This is a genomic window from Rhizobium sp. LjRoot30 (assembly GCF_964253915.1).
Taxonomy (GTDB): domain Bacteria; phylum Pseudomonadota; class Alphaproteobacteria; order Rhizobiales; family Rhizobiaceae; genus Metarhizobium.
The window spans coordinates 24,155-44,161 of record NZ_CAXUSG020000012.1 but is presented as its reverse complement, the minus strand read 5'-3'; the positions used below and the strand labels follow the sequence as shown (position 1 = coordinate 44,161).

Annotated in this window: 21 protein-coding genes and 1 pseudogene; 8 read left to right on the top strand and 14 right to left on the bottom strand. The window is 61.9% G+C overall.

The genetic code is table 11. The features are described from left to right. Positions 1-16 precede the first annotated feature (16 nt). Positions 17-562 (bottom strand): LemA family protein, encoded by a 546-nt coding sequence (locus ACSQ3I_RS21370; protein WP_436002208.1) that lies wholly within the window; start codon positions 560-562, stop codon positions 17-19. Positions 563-756: 194 nt separating this feature from the next. Between ACSQ3I_RS21370 and ACSQ3I_RS21365 the strand changes: the two genes are divergently transcribed. Further along, entirely contained in the window at positions 757-954 is a 198-nt protein-coding gene (locus ACSQ3I_RS21365; protein WP_436002206.1) for a hypothetical protein, read from the top strand. Positions 955-1,020: 66 nt separating this feature from the next. Here ACSQ3I_RS21365 and ACSQ3I_RS21360 read toward each other — a convergent pair whose 3' ends face one another. Then, positions 1,021-1,980, bottom strand: coding sequence for a glycine--tRNA ligase subunit alpha (locus tag ACSQ3I_RS21360; RefSeq protein WP_436002204.1), 960 nt, complete (start codon positions 1,978-1,980; stop codon positions 1,021-1,023). Between the two features lie 321 nt (positions 1,981-2,301). On the opposite strand from ACSQ3I_RS21360, the gene ACSQ3I_RS21355 reads away from it, so the two are divergent. After that, the gene (locus ACSQ3I_RS21355) at positions 2,302-3,621 is read left to right on the top strand and encodes a TadE/TadG family type IV pilus assembly protein (protein WP_436002400.1); all 1,320 of its coding nucleotides are present in this window, start codon (positions 2,302-2,304) and stop codon (positions 3,619-3,621) included. 24 nt (positions 3,622-3,645) lie between these two features. Here the strand turns inward: ACSQ3I_RS21355 and ACSQ3I_RS21350 are convergent, their stop codons facing one another. From ACSQ3I_RS21350 to ACSQ3I_RS21335, 4 genes are all read right to left on the bottom strand, one after another. Then, a complete protein-coding gene (locus ACSQ3I_RS21350; RefSeq protein ID WP_436002202.1) occupies positions 3,646-3,837 on the bottom strand; it encodes a hypothetical protein in 192 nt (63 codons plus the stop codon). A gap of 18 nt (positions 3,838-3,855) precedes the next feature. Next, entirely contained in the window at positions 3,856-4,719 is an 864-nt protein-coding gene (locus tag ACSQ3I_RS21345; protein WP_436002200.1) for a S49 family peptidase, read from the bottom strand. A 77-nt stretch (positions 4,720-4,796) separates the two neighbouring features. After that, positions 4,797-5,600, bottom strand: a complete 804-nt coding sequence (locus tag ACSQ3I_RS21340; RefSeq protein WP_436002198.1) for a tRNA1(Val) (adenine(37)-N6)-methyltransferase — start codon at positions 5,598-5,600, stop codon at positions 4,797-4,799. Continuing rightward, the gene (locus ACSQ3I_RS21335) at positions 5,587-5,817 is read right to left on the bottom strand and encodes a DUF2007 domain-containing protein (RefSeq protein WP_436002196.1); all 231 of its coding nucleotides are present in this window, start codon (positions 5,815-5,817) and stop codon (positions 5,587-5,589) included. The genes ACSQ3I_RS21340 and ACSQ3I_RS21335 overlap by 14 nt, the downstream gene beginning before the upstream one ends. A gap of 108 nt (positions 5,818-5,925) precedes the next feature. Between ACSQ3I_RS21335 and ACSQ3I_RS21330 the strand changes: the two genes are divergently transcribed. The 4 genes and pseudogenes from ACSQ3I_RS21330 to moaB all read left to right on the top strand — a co-directional run bounded on the left by ACSQ3I_RS21330 (position 5,926) and on the right by moaB (position 10,477). Then, positions 5,926-6,942 (top strand): polyprenyl synthetase family protein, encoded by a 1,017-nt coding sequence (locus ACSQ3I_RS21330; protein WP_436002194.1) that lies wholly within the window; start codon positions 5,926-5,928, stop codon positions 6,940-6,942. 116 nt (positions 6,943-7,058) lie between these two features. Continuing rightward, positions 7,059-8,955: pseudogene (locus ACSQ3I_RS21325) on the top strand (tetratricopeptide repeat protein). A gap of 77 nt (positions 8,956-9,032) precedes the next feature. Beyond that, a complete protein-coding gene (locus ACSQ3I_RS21320) occupies positions 9,033-9,926 on the top strand; it encodes a 4-(cytidine 5'-diphospho)-2-C-methyl-D-erythritol kinase (protein WP_436002192.1) in 894 nt (297 codons plus the stop codon). Next, a complete protein-coding gene (gene moaB, locus ACSQ3I_RS21315) occupies positions 9,923-10,477 on the top strand; it encodes a molybdenum cofactor biosynthesis protein B (RefSeq protein ID WP_436002190.1) in 555 nt (184 codons plus the stop codon). The genes ACSQ3I_RS21320 and moaB overlap by 4 nt, the downstream gene beginning before the upstream one ends. A gap of 3 nt (positions 10,478-10,480) precedes the next feature. Here the strand turns inward: moaB and ACSQ3I_RS21310 are convergent, their stop codons facing one another. Further along, positions 10,481-10,999 carry a glycosyl transferase gene (locus tag ACSQ3I_RS21310; protein WP_436002188.1) on the bottom strand — a complete coding sequence of 173 codons (519 nt, stop codon included), beginning with the start codon at positions 10,997-10,999 and terminating at the stop codon, positions 10,481-10,483. A 137-nt stretch (positions 11,000-11,136) separates the two neighbouring features. Here ACSQ3I_RS21310 and ACSQ3I_RS21305 point away from each other — a divergent pair, with 137 nt between their 5' ends. Then, complete coding sequence (locus ACSQ3I_RS21305; RefSeq protein ID WP_436002186.1) at positions 11,137-12,294, top strand: PA0069 family radical SAM protein; 1,158 nt, start codon at positions 11,137-11,139, stop codon at positions 12,292-12,294. A gap of 146 nt (positions 12,295-12,440) precedes the next feature. Then, positions 12,441-13,112 carry a ribonuclease HII gene (locus ACSQ3I_RS21300; protein WP_436002184.1) on the top strand — a complete coding sequence of 224 codons (672 nt, stop codon included), beginning with the start codon at positions 12,441-12,443 and terminating at the stop codon, positions 13,110-13,112. 434 nt (positions 13,113-13,546) lie between these two features. Here the strand turns inward: ACSQ3I_RS21300 and ACSQ3I_RS21295 are convergent, their stop codons facing one another. From ACSQ3I_RS21295 to ACSQ3I_RS21265, 7 genes are all read right to left on the bottom strand, one after another. Beyond that, positions 13,547-14,032, bottom strand: a complete 486-nt coding sequence (locus ACSQ3I_RS21295) for a F0F1 ATP synthase subunit B (RefSeq protein WP_436002182.1) — start codon at positions 14,030-14,032, stop codon at positions 13,547-13,549. 3 nt (positions 14,033-14,035) lie between these two features. Next, complete coding sequence (locus ACSQ3I_RS21290; RefSeq protein WP_436002180.1) at positions 14,036-14,623, bottom strand: F0F1 ATP synthase subunit B; 588 nt, start codon at positions 14,621-14,623, stop codon at positions 14,036-14,038. A gap of 78 nt (positions 14,624-14,701) precedes the next feature. Next, the gene (locus tag ACSQ3I_RS21285) at positions 14,702-14,929 is read right to left on the bottom strand and encodes a F0F1 ATP synthase subunit C (protein ID WP_003533642.1); all 228 of its coding nucleotides are present in this window, start codon (positions 14,927-14,929) and stop codon (positions 14,702-14,704) included. 68 nt (positions 14,930-14,997) lie between these two features. Beyond that, entirely contained in the window at positions 14,998-15,750 is a 753-nt protein-coding gene (locus ACSQ3I_RS21280) for a F0F1 ATP synthase subunit A (protein ID WP_436002172.1), read from the bottom strand. Between the two features lie 78 nt (positions 15,751-15,828). Further along, the gene (locus ACSQ3I_RS21275) at positions 15,829-16,170 is read right to left on the bottom strand and encodes an AtpZ/AtpI family protein (RefSeq protein WP_436002170.1); all 342 of its coding nucleotides are present in this window, start codon (positions 16,168-16,170) and stop codon (positions 15,829-15,831) included. Between the two features lie 250 nt (positions 16,171-16,420). Next, entirely contained in the window at positions 16,421-17,596 is a 1,176-nt protein-coding gene (locus tag ACSQ3I_RS21270; protein WP_436002168.1) for a cell wall hydrolase, read from the bottom strand. Between the two features lie 129 nt (positions 17,597-17,725). Next, complete coding sequence (locus ACSQ3I_RS21265) at positions 17,726-19,627, bottom strand: potassium transporter Kup (protein ID WP_436002166.1); 1,902 nt, start codon at positions 19,625-19,627, stop codon at positions 17,726-17,728. Positions 19,628-20,007: the final 380 nt, after the last annotated feature.

The following is a 20,007-nucleotide window of genomic DNA, read 5'->3' as shown; positions in this document are numbered from 1 at the left end:
CGCAAAAACGGAGGGATCAGAACTTGACGGTGGGCACGGCGCGTTCGGCTTCGGCGATCTCGAAGTAACCAGCCTTCTCGAAGCGGAAACTGCGGGCGACAAGGTTGGACGGAAAACTGTCGATCTTGACGTTCATGTCGCGGGCAGCACCGTTGTAGTAGCGGCGCGACATCTGGATTTCGCCTTCGATGGTTTCCAGCGTTTCCTGCAGTTCGTTGAAATTCTGGTTGGCCTTGAGGTCGGGATAGGCTTCCACGACGGCCATCAGCCGGCCGAGCGCCTGCGACAGCAAGCCTTCCGCCTGGGATCGCGCGGCGATGTCGCCGGAGGGAAGAGCCTGGGCACGGTTTCGCATCTCGATGACCTTCTCCAGCGTCTCCTTTTCGTGGGCGGCGTATCCCTTCACCGTTTCGATCAGGTTTGGAATGAGGTCTGTACGACGCTTCAGCTGGATATCGATGCCCGACCAGGCTTCTTCGGTCATCTGCCGCGACCGGACCAGGCTGTTATAGACATAAATGGCATAGATCGCGATCGGTACCGCGACGAGCAGCAAATACATGGATAAATACTCCGCAATTTTTATGTGAAATCCCCGGCCGAAGCTTAGCATCTCGTCCGGCATTGTCACCTTGGTTGTACCGAAAGAAAAATAATCGGCAAGGCAGGGTCGGAGGTGTTCCGGCGGGAACCGAAATTTCCGGCGGATTGCGCGAAATTGGGTGATCGATCCACTCCAAACCGCAAGCCGAACCGATGAAAACCGCCCTCACCCTGATCAACGCCATCGCCTTTGCCGCTCTCTTCGTCAGCCATGTCGCCAGCGACCCGGCCGAGCGGCCGTCGGGCACCCGTCGCGCGTTGCAGATCTACGCCGGACAACTGCCGACAGGCAGCTACCCGACGCTGAAGCCGGTGTGGGAACTGGGTGTGGAGGTTACCGACCTGGCATAAAACAAAAGCGCCGCCCACTTTGCGGGCGGCGGCCAGTCGATAAAAATCAGTCGGACGAAGCGGAGCTTACGCCACCTTGCGCCAGTTGACGCCACCGGCCTCCGTCAGCAGGAAGGCTTCGCCGCAGGCCTTGGCCAGCGTGCGCACGCGCAGGATATAGGCCTGACGCTCGGTCACCGAAATGACGCCACGGGCATCGAGCAGGTTGAAGACGTGGCTGGCCTTGATGCACTGGTCATAGGCCGGCAGCACGCATTTGTGCAGGCGCTGGTTATCGGCATCGCCCGGCGCGCCGGCGGCGAGCAGCGCCTGGCATTCCTTCTCCGCATCGATGAAGTGACGGTGCAGCATGCCGGTATCGGCATATTCGAAGTTGTGACGGGAATATTCCTGTTCGGCCTGCAGGAAGACATCGCCGTAAGAGATCTTCTCGTCGCCCTCGCGGCCGTTGAAGTTCAGGTCGTAGACGTTATCGACGCCCTGGACATACATGGCGAGGCGCTCGAGACCGTAGGTCAGTTCGCCGGCAACCGGCGAGCATTCGATGCCGCAGACCTGCTGGAAATAGGTGAACTGCGAGACTTCCATGCCGTCGCACCAGCATTCCCAGCCCAGACCCCAGGCGCCGAGCGTCGGGCTTTCCCAGTCATCTTCCACGAAACGGATGTCGTGCAGCAGCGGATCGAGGCCGATCGCCGCCAGCGAGCCGAGATAAAGCTCCTGCAGGTTCGACGGGTTGGGCTTCAGGATGACCTGGTACTGGTAATAATGCTGCAGCCGGTTGGGATTTTCGCCATAGCGGCCATCCGACGGGCGGCGCGACGGCTGAACATAGGCAGCCTTCCACGGCTTGGGGCCGAGGGCGCGCAATGTCGTGGCCGGATGGAACGTACCGGCGCCGACTTCCATGTCGTAGGGCTGCAGCACGGCGCATCCCTTGTCCGCCCAGTAGTTGTGCAGCGTCAGGATCAGCCCCTGGAAGGAGCGCGTCGGGTGCATGTGGTCTGGCAGGCTAACAGCGGTCATCGGTCTATCACAATGGTAAAGGTCGAGGTTGCCGGACAGGTGCCATGCCGGACGCCGGGGGTCAAGACACTTGCCGGCCTGCATGATGCCACCTCCCAGAACGACACAGCATCGGCGTCCCGGAATAGGGCAGCCATATCAATTCCTTAACGTTGTGATTTAAGTGCACGTTAAAGTCATCGTGATAACAAATTCACAAACGCCATCAGTCTATAAAAGCACTGACCATAATAAAACGAATGGCGCATCGCGCCGATACTCCAAGAGATCGGGAGCATGCATCCGGGAAATTCGTTGCTCGAACAGGGAATATTAACCATGATGCGCACTCTCCTTCGCCTCAGGAGTGACGTTGCCGGCAACTTCGCCATCATTACAGCATTGTTGATCGTTCCTTTCGCCGGCGTCATCGGCCTCGCCATCGATTTCAGCCGGGCCATGGAACTGCGCGACAAGCTGTATGGCGCTGCCGACGCTGCCGCACTTGGCGCCATATCGGAAAAATCCAATGGTGTTGCCCTGGCACGGCAGATGGTGACCGACGGCCAGATCGCCGCCGCTGTCGAGGATGCCAAGGAGATTTTCCGCGCCCAGCTTCCCAGAAGCGGTGTCACGGTGGAAACGCAAGCGAAGGATCCCTATTCCAGCGAGAGCCTGAACATCGATGTCGACGTGAAGCGCAGCGGCCAGGACATCGTCGCCGAAGTCAATTTCAAGACGTCGCTTCCTACCACCTTCCTGAAGATCATCGGCAAGCAGGAGATCGTTATTTCCGGCGCTGCGAAGGCAACCTACCAGCTCGGCTCGCATATCGATTTCTACATGCTGCTCGACAACACGCCGTCGATGGGCGTCGGCGCCACAGCCACCGACATCGCGACGCTGGAAGCCAATACGTCCGACAGCTGCGCATTTGCCTGCCACGAGACGAAAAACGCCAACAATTACTATAATCTCGCCAAGAAGCTTGGCGTGAGCATGCGTGTCGACACCGTACGCCAGGCAACCCAGCAGCTGACCCAGACCGCCAAGGACACGATGCTGTTTTCGAACCAGTATCGCATGGGCGTCTATACGTTCGGCGAGAAGGCCGAGGATGCCAAGCTCACCACCGTTTCGACGCTCAACGGCAACATGGACCAGGTCAAGACCTATGCCAGCGCCGTCGACCTGATGACCATTCCGCAGCAGGGCTACAACAACGACCAGCAGACAAGCTTCGATTCGGCCCTGACGGAAATCAACAAGCTGATCGACAAGCCCGGTACCGGCGACAGTTCGACGGACCGGCAGAAGGTACTGTTCTTCGTGTCCGACGGCGTCGGCGACAGCTACAAGCCCTCGACCTGCACCAAGAAGACCACCGGCAGCCGCTGCCAGGAGCCGATCGACGTCTCCTTCTGCAAGCCGATCAAGGATCGCGGCATCCGGATCGCCATCCTCTACACCACCTACCTGCCGCTGCCGAAGAACAGCTGGTACAATTCCTGGATCAAGCCGTTCCAGAGCGAGATTTCCACGAAGATGCAGGAATGCGCCACGCCCGGCCTGTTCTTCGAGGTCAGCCCGACGCAGGGCATCTCTCAGGCCATGGAAACCCTGTTCCGCAAGGTCATCAACAGCCCGCGCCTGCAGAGCTGACGCACAACCGCCGCCGGACGAGGATCACTCGTCCGGGCGCTTGACCCGATATTCGCCGGTGGCGGGGTCCTTGATGAGGGTGCCCATGGCACCCGTTTCGCGCTCGCGTTCCGCTTGCCTGGACTTGGCGGCCAGCTTCTGGGCATCGCCGATGAAGCGCTTGTAGAGAATCCAGCCGCCTGCGACGAGAATGATCAGAAATATAAGTTGTGCCATCTCCCCCGTCCTTCCGGCTCAAAGTCCGTAACGGCTCCACAATGCCTTGTCTTCCAGCGTTCCGGCAAGCCCCGATGCGGCTGCTGCCGCAACCTCTTCGGCCCTTGCGCTGCCGAACACGCCCGGCGCGCGGCGACCGAGGAAACCGCGGGCACCGGTGACCAGTTCCAGCTTGACCTTGTCGCCATACCGCTTGCGCAATTCCTGGCGCATGTCGGCGAGACCGTCGATCAATCCCAGTTCGAGGCCACGCGTGCCCGTCCAGAACAGGCCGGAGAAGACCTCCGGCTCGGAGGACAGCTTTTCGCCGCGTCGCGCCTTGACCATGTCGATGAACACCGCATGGATATCGAGCTGCAGCGTCTTCAGATATTCGATGTCCTGCGGCTTTTCTTCCTGGAACGGATCGAGGATCACCTTGTTTTCGCCGGCGGTATAGACGCGCCGCTCGACACCGATCTTGCGAAGAAGCTCGGGAAAGCCGAAGCCGCCGGAAACGACGCCGATGGAACCGACGATCGAGGTGGGGTCGGCGAAGATCTCGTCACCGGCGAGCGCGATCATGTAGCCGCCGGAGGCCGCGACATCCTCGACGAACACGAAGACCTTCTTGCCGTTTTCTCCCGCAAGCGACCGAATGCGCTGATAGAGCATCCGGGACTGCACCGGCGAACCGCCCGGAGAATTGATCGACAGCGCCACCGCCGGCGCTTCCTTCATCGCGAAGGCCTTTTCCAGGGCGGCGGAGTAGGAGGCGAGATTGAGCGCGGGGCGGAAGGCGCTGCCGCCCGCCTGGATGGCGCCGTGAAGCCTAACGACCGGGATGACCACTCTTTTCTTGCGAAAGCGTTTCGGTAAAAGCCGCTTCAGAAAACCCGCCATCCGTCATCCCTATGTTTGAAAACCTGCCGGGATATGTGTGTATCGCTACGGCGAACACAAGCGGCACGACGTAAAATTCAGCGTTTTCGGGCGTAGGCGGCCCGGCCGTTGTTGAAATCGTCGAACAGGGCGGCGAAGCGGTGGGTGTCCTCTTCATGCATCACCAGCGGGAAACGCTGGCTGAGGCGGGCACGCGACCCCTTGATCGCCGTCACCAGGATGCGCACGGCATTCTCGCCGGCGCGAGGATGCAGGGCAGTAATTTCGATGCCACCGAAGCGGCGGCCGCAGGCGGCGATGATCTCGGCAATCGATTCCGGCCGGGCGATCAGGGACAGTTGACCGCCGGGGCGCAGAATGGCGCCGGCCGTGCGCACCCAGCTTTCGAACAGGCCGTCATGCATGGCATGCGCTTCCGCCTTCAGCGCATCCGGCGTGCGCCGGTCGCTGCCGTCGTTGAAGGGCGGGTTCATGATCACGTGGTCGAAACTGTCGTCGTCGAGCCCCATGGCGCGCCTTGCCCGGCCGGTGGCCGTCACGTCCGCCTCGACGACGGACAGCCGGGCAGCCATGTGGGCATTGAGCGGATGGACGGCGCTGCGGCGGGCATAATCGGCCATGTCCGGCGATCGTTCCGCAAGGACCACCTCGGCGTTTGCCAGCCGCGAGGCGACCGCCATGCCGGCAGCACCTGCGCCGGCGCCGAGATCGGCAACGCGGATCGGCCGCTCATCGGCGACGAGCGCGGCCAGCAGCATGGCATCCATGCCCGACCGGTGCCCCCTGCCCTTCGGCTGCAACACGTGGAAACGACCGTAGTGAAAGGCATCGAGGGTCTCGGCCTGGGGGCCTGCGACCTCCTTCGGCTCAGCGTGGTGCATCGCGCAATTCGTCCGCAAGGCCGGCATCGGTCAGAATGGCGCGCGCCTCGTCCGCCCGGTCGCTTTCGACCAGGAAACGGCGCGGCAGCATGCCGAGCGAGCCTTCCAGAATGCTCATTCCCTGGTCGGCGACCATGCAATGAATGCCGGCATCCTTCATCAGGCTCTCGGCAAAGGAGAGCAGGACCGGATCGTTGGTGCGGATGAGTTCGAGCATTCCGATGAAATCCCTGTCAAATTCGCATGAGCGAGACAATTCGCCTCTTGCCGCGCTAACCGGCCCTTTCTATTGTCTTTTGCAAAGAATGAACAGGAGTCCGGGTCGTTGGGCGTCGTAATACCGCTTGAAGAAGGCAAGAACAAACAGGCTTCGGTGAAGCCGCTCGTCGATCTGACCAAGGCGGACATGGAGCGCGTCAACCAGCTCATCCTGTCGCGGGCCGGTTCCGACGTGCAGATGATTCCCGAGGTCGCCAACCACCTGATCTCCTCGGGCGGCAAACGCCTGCGGCCGATGCTGACACTCGCCTCCGCCGCGATGTTCGGCTACGAGGGCGATGCGCATGTGAAGCTCGCCACCAGCGTCGAGTTCATGCACACCGCCACACTGCTGCACGATGACGTCGTCGACGAAAGCGACCTGCGCCGCGGCAAATCGACGGCGCGGATGATCTGGGGCAACCAGGCGAGCGTGCTGGTCGGCGACTTCCTGCTCGGCCAGGCGTTTCGCATGATGGTCGATGTCGGTTCGCTCGATGCACTCGACGTTTTGTCCACCGCCGCTTCGGTGATCGCCGAGGGCGAGGTGCTGCAGCTGTCCGTCGCCAAGAACATGGAGACGACCGAGGATGATTACCTGCAGGTGATCCGCGCCAAGACGGCAGCGCTGTTTGCCGCTGCCGCCGAAGTTGGCCCGATCGTCGCCAGGACCGACAAGGCAGGCCGCAACGCGCTGAAATCCTACGGCATGAACCTCGGCCTCGCCTTCCAGCTGGTCGATGATGCGCTGGATTACGGCGGCAAGGCCGCCGATCTCGGCAAGAATGTCGGCGACGATTTCCGCGAGGGCAAGATCACCCTGCCCGTCATCCTCGCCTATCGCCGGGGCACGCCGGACGAACGCGCCTTCTGGCGCGACGCCATCGAAGGCGGCAACAGCAGCGAGGAAAACCTCGAAAAGGCGCTCGGCCTGATCACCAAATACGGCAGCCTTGCCGACACAATCGCCCGCGCCAAACATTACGGCACCATCGCCCGCGACGCGCTGGCGCCGCTGCCGCAATCCGCCTGGAAGACGGCGCTGATGGAGGTCATCGACTTCTCCATCCAGCGGGTGAACTGAGGCACGCGCGGAATTCCTTGCGGGGCTGCTTCAAAAAAGCCATTCTGTTACGGAATCATTACGCCCGTGTTCCTTATGCTTTCGGGCTTGACCCGTCCCTGATGAAAGGCTTGTTCATGCGGCAGACAGTTGCCCACCGTCTTCTTTCCGGCGTCGCGATCGCGGTTCTGATGGTCGCCGGGGCGGCCCCGATGGCTTACGCCCAGGCCGAAAAGGCGCCTGCAAGCGAACAGGTGGAAACCTTCGACCCCTCCACCGCAACGACCTTTGCCGGTGCTTTCCTCGCCGGACGCACGGCCGATGTGGACAAGGACTACAAGAACGCCATTTCGCTCTATCGCAAGGCGCTGGAGCTGGAGCCGGGCAATCCCGAGATCCGCCAGCGGCTGATGATCGCGCTGTTCATGAACGGCGACTTCCAGGACGGCGTCAAGCTGGCCGAGCAGATGAAGAACGATCCCTCCGTCGAGCGCATCACGACCATCGTCCGCGGCCTCAATGCCATCTACGAGAAGGACTACGCTTCGGCGGAGAAGATCCTCAAGTATGAAGGCCCGAACGATCTCGAGCGGATGATGAACAGCCTGCTCGTTGCCTGGGCCCGCATGGGTGACGGCAAGAGCAAGGACGCCCTGGCGCTGATCGAAGGCATGAAGGGCCCGCAGTGGTTCGACATCTTCAAGCATTACCATGCCGGCGCGCTGGCGGCTGCCAGCGGCGACACCTCCAAGGCGCGTTCGCACCTCAGCGAAGCCGTGGCCGACCGTGACGGCGGCCAGACGGCACCGGACACCTATGTGCGCGCCGTGATGGCGCTGGCACGGCTGGAAGCCAAGGAAGGCAACAAGCAGAAGGCGCTGGACGCGATTTCTGCCGGCGACAACTTCATCAACAATTATGCGCCGCTGAATGCCCTTCGCCAGAGCATCGAGAAGGGTGAAAAGCCGGAGCAGCAGATCACGACGGCGGCACAGGGTGCAGCGGCCGTGCTGTTCTCCGTCGGCAGCGCGCTGAACCGGCAGGGCGCCGACGACGCCGTTGCGCTCTACCTGCAGGCCTCCTACGCGCTCGACCCGGAAAGCGCCGATACGCTGGTGCTCCTCGGCGGACTGGCCGAAAATGCCGAGCAGCCGCAACGCGCCATCGAGTTCTATCGCCGCGTGCCGCAGGATTCGCCGATGCGGCGGATTTCCGAGCTGCAGCTCGGCATGGCGCTCGCCCAGACCGGCGATGTCGACGAAGCCAAGAAGCATCTGAAGTCGCTGATCGATTCCGATCCCAAGGATATCCGCAGCTACATCGCTTACGGCAGCGTGCTTTCTGACGCCAAGGACTATGCGGCCATGGCGGACAATTTCGACAAGGCCGTCGAGGTGATCGGCCCGGTGCCGAACCGTGGCAACTGGACGATCTTCTTCCAGCGCGGCATCGCTTATGAGCGGCTGAAGAAGTGGGAGCAGGCCGAGCCGAACTTCCGCAAGGCGCTGGAACTCAACCCGGACCAGCCGCAGGTTCTCAACTATCTCGGTTATTCCTGGGTCGACATGAACCGCAATCTCGACGAGGGGCTTGATATGATCAAGCGCGCCGTCGAGCTGCGGCCGGATGACGGCTACATCGTCGATTCGCTCGGCTGGGCCTATTTCCGCCTCGGCCGCTTCGAGGAAGCCGTCAACGAACTGGAGCGCGCCGCACAGCTGAAGGCTGGCGATGCGACGATCAACGACCATCTGGGCGACGCCTACTGGCGTGTCGGCCGCACGTTCGAGGCCCGCTACCAGTGGCAGCGCGCCCTGACGATGAAGCCGGAAATGACCGAGATCCCGAAGATCGAGGCGAAGATCAAGGACGGGCTGAGCGACGGGCCACAGCAGCAGGTCGCAGTCAACAAGACCGAGGCTCCGACGACGGATTACACCATCGCGGCCGGCGACACCGTTGCCAAGATCGCCGAAAAAATCCTCGGCGACGGCAACCGCGTCAACGAGATCCTCGAACTCAACCCGGCGCTGAAGGGCAATCCGGAAGACCTGAAGACCGGCGAAGTTATCAAGCTGCCGGCAAAGGTGAAGTAAGAGTCCTCGCCTGTCGTGACCGCGGACAGCATTACCGAGCCGGCGCCGGCCAAGATCAATCTGGCGCTGCATGTGATCGGCCAGCGGCCGGATGGTTACCACTTGATGGAATCGGTGGTGACCTTCGCCGTTGCCGGCGACCGCGTGACGCTTTCGCCGGCCGAGGCCGATCACTTCACCCTCTCCGGCCGGTTCGGATCTTTGTTGCAGGCGGAAGATCCGCAGGCCAATCTGGTGTTGAAGGCGCGGGATGCCTTGCGGGCAGCATTTGCCGCCGAAGGTTTGCAGGCACCGGCCGTTCACATCCATCTCGAAAAGAACTTGCCGGTTGCTTCCGGCATCGGCGGCGGTTCGGCCGACGCGGCGGCTGCGCTGCGGGGCCTGCAAAGGCTGTGGAAGCATGACGTGCCGGCGCCAGTGCTGCACGCCATCGCCCTGCGCCTTGGCGCCGATGTACCGATGTGCCTTGCCGGACGCCCGCTGCTTGCCCGCGGCATCGGCGACGAGATCGAGCGCCTTCCACAGTTGCCCGCTTTTTCCTGCGTGCTGGTCAACCCGCTGAAGGCGGTCTCGACGCCGGCGATCTTCAAACTGCTGACGGACAAGCATAACGCGCCGCTCCCAGCGCTGCCGTCCTCGACGGATCGCGCGGATTGGCTTTCCTGGCTTTCCTCTGGCCGCAACGACCTGGAAGCACCTGCCAAAAGCCTCGTCGGCGAGATCGAAGAGGCGAGAGGCCTGTTGTTGCACCAAAACGCCTCGATGGTGCGGATGTCGGGGTCCGGCGCGACCTGTTTTGCGCTGTTTACCGATCCACACCTTGCCGGAAAAGCAGCCGCCGCGCTTCACGCCGCCCGGCCGGACTGGTATGTCCAGGCGACAGAAACCTTTGCCGGAGGCACGGTATGACCCGCCTGGACGAAAGCCGCCCGTTCATTCCCGTCGGCATCGCCGTGCTGACCGTTTCCGATACGCGGACATTGGCCGACGACAAGTCCGGCGACACGCTCGTCGCCCGCATCGAGGCTGCCGGCCACCGGCTTTCGGCTCGCGCCATCGTGCCGGATGACCGCACCCGCATCTACGACCAGGTGAAGGCGTGGACGCTCGACGATACGATCGATGTGGTGATCACCACCGGCGGCACCGGCTTTACCGGCCGCGACGTGACGCCCGAGGCGCTGGAACCGCTGTTCGAAAAACGGATGGACGGCTTCTCGGAAGTCTTCCACCGCATTTCCTACGACAAGATCGGCACGTCCACCATCCAGTCGCGGGCAACGGGCGGCGTGGCCAATGCCACCTTCATCTTCGTGCTGCCGGGCTCCCCCGGCGCCTGCAAGGATGCCTGGGACGGCATTCTTGCCGGACAGCTCGACTATCGCCACATGCCCTGCAATTTCGTGGAAATCATGCCGCGGCTCGACGAGCACCTGAAGCGCGGCAATCCCTCGGCTTAACCGTCAGCGCAACGAGCGCGCCACCCAAGATGGGATAAGTTCGCTCGCCAGACGTCGGGTTTTCTGCCCTTTTGCCAGTTCGGCCAAGGAGAGGCCGGGCTTGGCCGCGGCCAGCACCTGGCTCTTCGAAATCAAGAAGCCCGGCTCGAGTGGCGGCACGGCGCGGAAAATACGCTTCAAGAGGGGCAGCCGGTAACTGACCGATGGAGAAAACCGCGCCGGCAGGCGGTTCAGCGCCATGTATTCGGCAATCTCCTCGACCCATCCGCTTTGCGGCCGCGCGCCAGGCTCCAGCAGCAACAACCACTCACCGCGCGCGCCGCGCACGATTTCGGCCAGGTCCCAGTGCAGATGGAAACGGCAGCCGGCGGCATCGGCAACGTCGGACGACCCGTCCTTCGAACCGTGATCAAGCACGACAACATCGCTGACCAGACCCTCCACGGCGCCTGCAACGAGCACCGACAGGGTCTGCGCCAGTTCGGCCTCCTGATCGCGGCATTCCATGATGACTGTCAACATGCCTTTCTGATTACTGCATCGCACAAGAAATTGCCATCGTTCTATCCGCTATTTTGTTCTTGCAATGTTCTCATTTTCGCGATAGGAATTTAATCATGATTTGACGGGGCGAATTGACCCCCGTGCGGAGAACACCAATGAACGATCTGTCCCATGTCGGGCGGGCTGCCTTCCAGCCTGCCAATACGGCAGATATTGCCGATGCGCTGATCGTCGCCTCCGGGCTGCGGGTCGATGCCGAGCGGCGGCGCGGTCGTGGCGCCGGCCTCAATCCGGACGGACGTTTCGAGCTGCAGCAGCGTGCCGCCTTTGACGACGGCTGGCAGTCTCTGGAGGAACTGCCGCCGTTCAAGACCGAGGTGCAGGTGGAAAAGCCGCGCACGGCGATCACCAAGAACGATTCGCCTGACATCGGCTTCGATCGCTCGGTCAATCCGTATCGCGGCTGCGAACATGGCTGCATCTATTGTTTCGCCCGGCCGACGCACAGCTATATGGGCCTGTCGGCAGGTCTCGATTTCGAGGCCAAGCTGTTTGCCAAGCCGGACGCGCCGAAACTTCTGGAACGCGAGCTGGCGAAGCCGGGCTACAAGGTGCGGACCATCGCCATCGGCACCAACACCGACCCCTACCAGCCGATCGAGCGGGAATGGCGCATCATGCGGCAGATCCTCGAGGTGCTGAACAAGGCCAACCATCCCGTCATGATCGTCACCAAGTCGGCGCTGGTGACGCGCGACATCGACATCCTGCAGGAAATGGCCGCCAAGGGACTTGCCAAGGTCGGCCTGTCGGTGACGACGCTCGACCGCAAGCTGGCAAGGACGATGGAGCCGCGGGCTGCGACACCGCCGAAACGGCTTGAAGCGATCCGGGCGCTTACCGAAGCCGGCATTCCCGCCAGCGTTCTGGTGTCGCCGATTATCCCGGCGCTGAACGATCATGAGATCGAGCGTATTCTCGATGCCGCCAAGGCTGCCGGAGCAACGGAAGCGAGTTACGTGCTGTTGCGTCTGCCGCTGGAGGTCAGCCCGCTCTTCCGCGACTGGCTGCTCCAGCATTATCCCGACCGCTACCGGCATGTCATGTCGCTGATACGGTCGATGCGCGGCGGCAAGGATTACGATGCCGAATTCGGCAAGCGCATGAAGGGCGCCGGCCCTTATGCCTGGCAGATCGGCCGGCGCTTCGAGATGGCCACCAAGAGGCTCGGCATGGGACGTCGCAGTGCGCAGTTACGCGACGATCTTTTCGTGCCGCCGAACGGCAGCGGCGTGCAGCTGTCGCTGCTTTGAGATGAGACATAGAGTTTCCGGCGGCGGTCCCCTGTCCCCCGCCTCCGGAAAGCCCCCGGGGAGCCGCCCTCCATTGCGGCTTGGCCTGATACGAGCCGCAGACCGGGGGCTTGCAGGAGATCGGGCCGGCGTGCAATTTTCGCCGCATGAAAAAGCGCATGCCGCCCGATTCTCCACTGCTTTTCGATATCCCGCCTTCGGGACCGGATTTTTTCATGGAGCTTGCCGCCTGCAAGGACGGTCTCTGGCCGGTTGCCGGCACCGATGAGGCTGGTCGTGGGCCACTGGCCGGGCCGGTCGTCGCCGCAGCGGTGATTCTCGATCCGGACAATATCCCGCAGGGCCTCAACGATTCAAAACAGTTGACGCTATCAGAGCGGGAAAACCTGTTCGATGTCATCCTGTCGACCGCCACCGTCGCCATCGCATCTTCGGGGCCGAAACGCATTGACGGCATGAATATCCTGCGGGCAAGCCTTGATGCCATGCGGCGGTCGGTGCTGAGCCTTTGCCTTGCCCCCAAGCTGGTGCTGGTCGACGGTCGTGATGTTCCTCCGGGTCTGCACTGCCATGGCCGGGCGGTAATCAAGGGTGATGCCCGATCGGTGTCCATTGCGGCCGCCTCGATCGTCGCCAAGGTGACGCGGGATCGGATGATGGCCCGCGCCGCCGATGTTTTCCCGGCCTACGGCTTTGCCAACCATGTCGGTTATGCCACCGCCGTCCATCGACGCAACATCGAGATCCATGGCCCATGCCTCCTGCACCGGATGAGTTTCAAGCCGCTGAGAAAAGACGTGTCGCCGGCCGACGATTGAGGGCTCGGTGGGAACGGCCTCACCGGTCGCTCTGTCCCTCACCCTGGCCCTCTCCCCGCAAGCGGCAGGGCTATCGCATATGGAATGAGGCGGTGCCACCTCCCGCCTTCTCCCCCGCGGAGAGAAGGTCGCGGCAGCGGGATGAGGGGGGCCACGGCAAAACCCTTCCGCTTGACCCCTCATCCAACCCTTCGGGCCCCCTTCTCCCCGCGGGGGAGAAGGTGAAAGAGGCGACGTCACGCCAAATGCGACAGCTCTGCCGCAAGCGGGGAAAGCGGACTTGCCCGATGCGGCGCTGAGTGTGGCGGAAAGGGTATGGCGCGTCTCCTTCTCCCCACCTGCGGGAAAAAGCTCCCGTCAGGGGATGAGGGCTTGCTGAAAAACAAAAAAAGGCCGGGTTTCCCCGGCCTTTTCTAAAATAATGCGGCGAACTCTCAGTTCAGGCGCGTCTTCACGTCGTTCAGCGAACGGTTGAAGAGGTCGGACTGCACGGCAGCGTCGCTCTTCTTGGCGATGACGGCTTCGGCAGCGGCAATCGCCAGATCGACAGCGGCAGAGCGGACGGCATTGACGGCGTCGGCTTCGGCCTGCTTGATCTTCTGCTCGGACAGCGCGTTGCGGCGAGCGACGAATTCTTCCGTCTTCTGCTTGGCTTCGGCAGTCAGCATCTGCGCCTCGCGCTCGGCGGCGGCGACGATGTTGGCAGCTTCGGCTTCGGCTTCCTTGCGCTTGCGCTGGTATTCGGCCAGCAGGTGCTGGGCCTCTTCGCGCAGGCGCTTGGCTTCCGCCAGTTCGTTGCGGATCTGGTCGGCGCGGGCGTCGAGACTCTTGCCCACCATGCCCGGAACCTTGAGGTAGATCACCAGGGCGAGGAAAACGACCAGGCCGACGAGGGCAAAGAATGTTGCATCAAAAGCCATGGATCATGCCCCCTGCTTGGCAGCTGCGACGGCGGCCGAGATGTCGGCCTGCGTGGCCTGCTGGCCGATCAGTTCTTCGACGACGGTGCTTGCCGTGTCTTCGGCAATGGCGCCGACTTCGGCAAAAGCCTTCGCCTTGATGCCGGCGATGTGCTCTTCGGCAGCAGCGAGCTTGCCGGAAAGTTCGGCTTCGACAGCGGCGCGGTCGGCATCAGCCTTCGCCTTGGCGGCGTCGCGGGCAGTCGTTGCAATGGTATTTGCCTTGGCGCGTGCGGCAGCGAGTTCCTTTTCATAGGTCTCGATCGCGGCGTCGGCTTCCGCCTTCAGGCGGCCTGCTTCGTCCAGGTCCTGGGCGATGCGGTCGTGGCGATTTTCAAGGATGCCACCGATGCGCGGCACGATGACCTTCTTCATGAGCATGTAGAAGAGGCCGAACGTGATCACCAGCCAAAGGATCTGGGACGCGAATGTGGTCGAATCGAACGGCGGGAAAACACCGGTCTCGTGACCAGCTTCATGTGCCACGCCCGTTTCCGTATGGGTCTCGCCCGCGGCCGGGGTTTCTTCGGCATAAGCCGGGGTCACAAACATGCTCACCTCCAGGTGTACTGCAAATGCAAAGGATCACGGTCCGCATGCCGCGAACCGTGATCCAGATCTCAGCCGGTATTAGACGGCGAAGAGCAGGAGGAGAGCGATGAGCAGCGAGAAGATGCCCAGAGCTTCCGTAACGGCGAAGCCGAATACCAGGCGGCCGAACTGGCCGTCAGCAGCCGACGGGTTGCGCAGGGCGCCGGACAGGTAGCTGCCGAAGATGTTGCCGAGACCGAGAGCCGTACCGGCCATACCGAGGCAAGCCAGACCTGCGCCGATGTACTTTGCTGCTTCCGCTTCCATGATTGAACTCCTTCGAATGGTTGTTGCGGCGAATGACTGGCGCCGGGAGGGCGCCGTTGTCGGTATCCTTAGTGCCCGCCAGGGTGAACTGCGTCGTTGAGGTACATGCAAGTCAGTACCGCGAAGACGTAAGCCTGCAGGAAGGCGACGAGGAACTCGAGACCAGTCAGGGCGACGGTCATAATGAGAGGCAGGATGGCGCCACCGACGCCGAGCGCACCGAGGGTTCCGAGCGAGGCGACGAAGCCTGCGAACACCTTGAGCGTGATATGGCCTGCCAGCATGTTAGCGAAAAGACGAACCGACAGCGAGATCGGACGCGACAGGAAGGAAATGATTTCGATCGGCACGACCAGCAGCAGCAGCATCGGCGGCACGCCGGACGGTACGAAGAGCTTGAGGAAGTGCAGGCCGTGCTTGTAGAAACCGTAGACGAGCACGGTGCCGATGACCAGAAGCGCCAGCGCGAAGGTGACGATGATCTGGCTGGTGACAGTGAAGAAGTACGGGAACATGCCGAGCATGTTGGCCGTCAGCACGAACATGAACAGCGAGAACACCAGCGGGAAGAACTTCATCCCATGGCTGCCCGCCCCTTCCCGGAGCATCGAGGCGATGAACTCATAGGACATTTCGGCAACCGACTGCGTCCGGCCCGGAATGAGGCCGCGCTGCGAGGTTGCGAAATACAGGAAGCCCGATGCGGCGGCTACGGTCGCAACCATGAACAGCGAAGCATTGGTAAAAGAGAAATCAATCCCGCCAATTTCGATCGGAACAATCTTTTGTACCACGAACTGATGGATCGGATCGTTTGACACCGTTGATCTCTTTCATTCTGCCCGCGCTCAGGCGGAGGCCTCTAACCGAGGAGCGACCTGGGGGCCACGCCTCATCTTTCACGTCTCATTCTTCTTATCGACCGGATGCGGCGTCGCCACCATCCCCGCCGAGCGAAGAACATTCAATATACCGGCACAAAAACCGAGGAGCAGAAGAACGATCATGCCCCAAGGCGCTGTACCCACAAAACGATCGAAAAGATAGCCCAGAAGAGCACCGACGATGATGGCTGCGATGAATTCGCTGGAAAGCTTCATGGCCATGGCATAACCCTTGCGGCTTGCCTCGGCACTGCTTTCGCTTGCCTTCTCGTCGTGCGCCGCCTTGCGAATGTCTGCCAGTTCGGCATCCAGACGCTTGCGGCGCGCTTCCAGACCGTCATCCCGGTTATCCGTCATGGTACTCTCCTCTTCCTTTGTCCTTTTCCTGCCTTAAAGTCAGGCTAGCGAGAAGCAGACGGAGAGGTAAATAGCACCTTTCGGGCCGTTTTGAAGTCGCGCGCAACATAGTTTTGGCCGTCCTTATAGTCAAGGCGTCGACCAAGGTTGTTAAGGGACTATTTTACTGTAAAGATTCAGGAACTTAGCTGAACATTGAAGGGAATCCCCCCAGAATCCGGGATTTCCCTGCCGCAAACCGACGCCTTCCTCAGCTCCAGCCGCCGCCATAGGTGCGGTAGAAGACGTGAAGCCCGATGCGGCCGACCTTCTTCATGCTGCGGGCCCAGCGCGGCCAGACATAGATCGCGTGGTAGTGGGTTGCAGAGCCGACTTCCGGCAGCCAGATCTTCCCGGCCGTCACCGCCATGCCGACGTCGCGGGCGATCTTCCAGTGATATTGCGAGTTGACGCGATCCTTGATGCGGTCGCAGGCAAAGGAAAACTGGCAACGGTTGCGCCAGTCCTCGTTCTGGTAGACGACGCCGCAAATGGTTTTCGGGTAGGAAGGATTGCGCACCCGGTTGAGGATGACCTGCGCCACGGCCGCCTGCCCCTTCACCGACTCACCGCGCGCCTCGAAATAGATGCCGGAGGCCAGGCATTGCTGCTCTTCGGCGGAAAACACCGATGCCGGCAGAACGCTTGCAGCCCAGGCATGATCCTCCGGACCGATCTGCGGCACGAAGCGACCGGTATCCTGCTTGTCGGCGAGAATCGAATCGAACGGCGATTCCTGGGCATAGTCCGGCTCGACGGGCGCATAGGCGGTGGCAAGCACATCGGCCTTGTCGTTGGTCACCAGGCTGGCGAGCATCGAGGAGACGCCGACTTCGGCCACCGGCTCCTTCTTCTTATAGAAGGCGCTGGCGATCTGCAGTTCCTTGCCGCGGATCTTCGGCTTGACGAAGCCGGTCGGCTCCTTGCTGTCGAACAGCGGCTCGAACAGCGATGTGGTGCGATCGAGCACGGAACCTGCGGAAAAATCCTTCGGCGGCAGCATCTTTTCCACAGCCACGACGCGGCGTTTCTTTTCCTTGCGGTTGATGCGGTCCTCGTCCGGCGTGCCATCGCCCTTTTCCCGGTCGATGATCGCAACGCGGCGTCCGTCCGGCAACATCAGGCCGGCATCGGCGCCCAGCGAGCCGGTGACGATCGGATCGGCAAAGAAGAGTTCCGATTCGTGGATGGACCCTGCCGGCGAATTGGTCAGCACCATGCGCCATTGCTGGCCGCCGCGATCGAGACCCGCCAGCAGCCCGGCGAGATCGGCATGGGCGGACATCGAGGGAAACCCGATCCACATCGCGAGTCCAAAGACGAGGGGCGAAGTCCAGTTGCCAAATGACGAACGGGACTTACGGCGCGAACGGCTTTCTTGACGCAAAACAAAACTCCACGAAGGCGACGCAAGACATGTATGCAAAATCGCTCATTAACCTTTACAGCGGGTTAATGGCGACGTCTGCACGGCGCCTTCGACTGCGACAATCTGACCGAAACGACCCTTTTTGGCTCAGATAATGACGTGCGACCCCAATTCGACGACACGATTCGCCGGCAGGCGGAAATAATCCGACGGGTCGGCAGCACTGTTGGCCAGCGCGATGAACAGCCGGTCCTGCCAGTGCGGCATGCCGGATTTGGCATCCGGCACCAGCTTGCGCCGGCCGAGATAGAAGGAGGTCGACATGATGTCGAACTTCAGCCCGGTCTTGCGCAGCTGCGCCAGGGCCTGCGACACGTTCTGCGATTCCATGTAACCGAAGTTCAGCATGACGCGGGAAAACCGTTCGCTGATCTGCTCGACCACATACCGATCTTCACTGGTGACGCGCGGCTTGTTGATCGTCTGGATGGTGAGGATGACGTTCTTCTGGTGCAGCACGTGATTGTGCTTGAGATTGTGCAGCAGGGCGGCGGGTGCCGATTCCGGATCGCTGGTCAGGAAGATCGCCGTGCCCGGAACGGCGACGGGGCCGTGTTCGCTCTTGCGTTCGATGGAGGTGATGAAGGCGGCCAGCGGGATATCCGTGTGGCGGGTGCGGGCAAACAGGATGCGCGTGCCGCGGCGCCAGGTCCACATGATCACCGTGAAGGCGGTGGCGATCAGCACCGGCACATAACCGCCTTCCTCGATCTTCAGGAGGTTCGAGCCGAGGAAGATGATCTCCAGCGTCACGAAGGGCGCCATGACCAGCGCCGCCATTGCTCGCGACCATTGCCAGCGGGTGGTGATGAATTCGAAGGCCAGGATGCTGCTGATCAGCATCGTGCCGGTGACCGAAATGCCGTAGGCGGTCGCCAGCGCGTCTGAGCTGCGGAAGGCGAGGACCAGGCCGATGACGCCGACCAGCAGGATGGTGTTGACCGACGGCAGAAAGATCTGCCCGGTGTTGGTCTCCGAGGTGAAGAGGATTTCCATGCGCGGCAGGTAGCCGAGATGGATGGCCTGCCGCGTCAGCGAAAACGCGCCGGTGATGACCGCCTGGCTGGCGATGATCGTCGAGGCCGTCGCCAGGATGACGATCGGCAGCAGCGCCCATTGCGGGAACATCAGGTAGAAGGGATTGGCAACCGCTTCGGGGTGTTTCAGAACCAGCGCGCCCTGGCCGAGATAGTTCAGCGTCAGCGCCGGGAATACCAGCAGGAACCAGGCGAGCTGGATCGGCTTGCGGCCGAAATGGCCGAGGTCGGCATACAGCGCTTCCGCGCCGGTGATCGTCAGGAACACAGAACCGAGCACCAGCAGGCCGATGAAGCCTTCGTCGATCATGAAGGAGATGGCATACCAGGGGTTAAAGGCGCCCAGGATGCTGAAATCGTCGGAAATATGGGCGATGCCGGCAGCCGCCATGACGACGAACCAGACCGCCATGATCGGCCCGAAGAACCGCCCCACCGCGCCGGTGCCGTGCGACTGGATGGCGAACAGGAAAAACAGGATGGCGACCGATATGGGGACGATGTATTCCGCCATGCTGGGCGCCACCAGCTTGATGCCTTCCACCGCCGACAGGACCGACAGCGCCGGCGTGATCATGACTTCACCGAGAAACAGCGCAGCGCCGATCAGGCCGAGCAGCATCAAGAGTGCCGTGTGACCGTTGGCGGTCTTCATCAGCAGCGCCAGAAGCGACAGCGTGCCACCTTCCCCATCGTTGTCCGCCCGGAGCAGGAACAGCACGTATTTGATGGTGACGATGATGGTCAGCGACCAGATCATCATCGAGATCAGGCTGATGATCTCGAATTCGGTGATGCCGTCGCGGCCGATCGGCCGCAGCGCCTCGCGGAAAGCGTAAAGCGGGCTCGTACCGATATCGCCGTAAACGACGCCGACGGAACCGAGCGCAAGGCCAACGAGATTGCGCAGTTTGTTGCCATCCTGCGCGGAATGCTCAGCATTGTGAGACATGGGGTGTAAAAACAGGCCTAAAGCCAGCCTTTCCAGAGAAAGAATAACGAAAACGACGGCAGACCGCCATCACCGCATACGATGCGGCCATGCGCTTGCCCCTCACAGGGTCCGGCGCATCAGAGGATCAGGATGGTCCATAGCGGGCAGACAGGGCGGCAACGCGGCGCGGCCGCGGACTCCCGGCACGTTCCCACGCGCAGGACGCGATCGGGGCAAGGCCATGGGTTGCGCAATCCATCGGAGGGAAGCCGGCCTCACCGCTGAAACGACAGGCATTGATCAATCAATAACTCCTGCGCCCCTGGCATCGGGCCGCTTCCTAGCTTCGCACGGTGGATTACCGCATCGCGACTATCTACAGCAATTGCTGCGGGACG

What these genes read in the sequence shown, in the direction of transcription:
- ACSQ3I_RS21370 (WP_436002208.1), bottom strand. Translation starts at nt 562, where the DNA reads ATGTATTTGCTGCTCGTCGCGGTACCGATCGCGATCTATGCCATTTAT.
- ACSQ3I_RS21365 (WP_436002206.1), top strand. Translation starts at nt 757, where the DNA reads ATGAAAACCGCCCTCACCCTGATCAACGCCATCGCCTTTGCCGCTCTC.
- ACSQ3I_RS21360 (WP_436002204.1), bottom strand. Translation starts at nt 1,980, where the DNA reads ATGACCGCTGTTAGCCTGCCAGACCACATGCACCCGACGCGCTCCTTC.
- ACSQ3I_RS21355 (WP_436002400.1), top strand. Translation starts at nt 2,302, where the DNA reads ATGCGCACTCTCCTTCGCCTCAGGAGTGACGTTGCCGGCAACTTCGCC.
- ACSQ3I_RS21350 (WP_436002202.1), bottom strand. Translation starts at nt 3,837, where the DNA reads ATGGCACAACTTATATTTCTGATCATTCTCGTCGCAGGCGGCTGGATT.
- ACSQ3I_RS21345 (WP_436002200.1), bottom strand. Translation starts at nt 4,719, where the DNA reads ATGGCGGGTTTTCTGAAGCGGCTTTTACCGAAACGCTTTCGCAAGAAA.
- ACSQ3I_RS21340 (WP_436002198.1), bottom strand. Translation starts at nt 5,600, where the DNA reads ATGCACCACGCTGAGCCGAAGGAGGTCGCAGGCCCCCAGGCCGAGACC.
- ACSQ3I_RS21335 (WP_436002196.1), bottom strand. Translation starts at nt 5,817, where the DNA reads ATGCTCGAACTCATCCGCACCAACGATCCGGTCCTGCTCTCCTTTGCC.
- moaB (WP_436002190.1), top strand. Translation starts at nt 9,923, where the DNA reads ATGACCCGCCTGGACGAAAGCCGCCCGTTCATTCCCGTCGGCATCGCC.
- ACSQ3I_RS21310 (WP_436002188.1), bottom strand. Translation starts at nt 10,999, where the DNA reads ATGTTGACAGTCATCATGGAATGCCGCGATCAGGAGGCCGAACTGGCG.
- ACSQ3I_RS21305 (WP_436002186.1), top strand. Translation starts at nt 11,137, where the DNA reads ATGAACGATCTGTCCCATGTCGGGCGGGCTGCCTTCCAGCCTGCCAAT.
- ACSQ3I_RS21300 (WP_436002184.1), top strand. Translation starts at nt 12,441, where the DNA reads ATGAAAAAGCGCATGCCGCCCGATTCTCCACTGCTTTTCGATATCCCG.
- ACSQ3I_RS21295 (WP_436002182.1), bottom strand. Translation starts at nt 14,032, where the DNA reads ATGGCTTTTGATGCAACATTCTTTGCCCTCGTCGGCCTGGTCGTTTTC.
- ACSQ3I_RS21290 (WP_436002180.1), bottom strand. Translation starts at nt 14,623, where the DNA reads ATGTTTGTGACCCCGGCTTATGCCGAAGAAACCCCGGCCGCGGGCGAG.
- ACSQ3I_RS21285 (WP_003533642.1), bottom strand. Translation starts at nt 14,929, where the DNA reads ATGGAAGCGGAAGCAGCAAAGTACATCGGCGCAGGTCTGGCTTGCCTC.
- ACSQ3I_RS21275 (WP_436002170.1), bottom strand. Translation starts at nt 16,170, where the DNA reads ATGACGGATAACCGGGATGACGGTCTGGAAGCGCGCCGCAAGCGTCTG.
- ACSQ3I_RS21265 (WP_436002166.1), bottom strand. Translation starts at nt 19,627, where the DNA reads ATGTCTCACAATGCTGAGCATTCCGCGCAGGATGGCAACAAACTGCGC.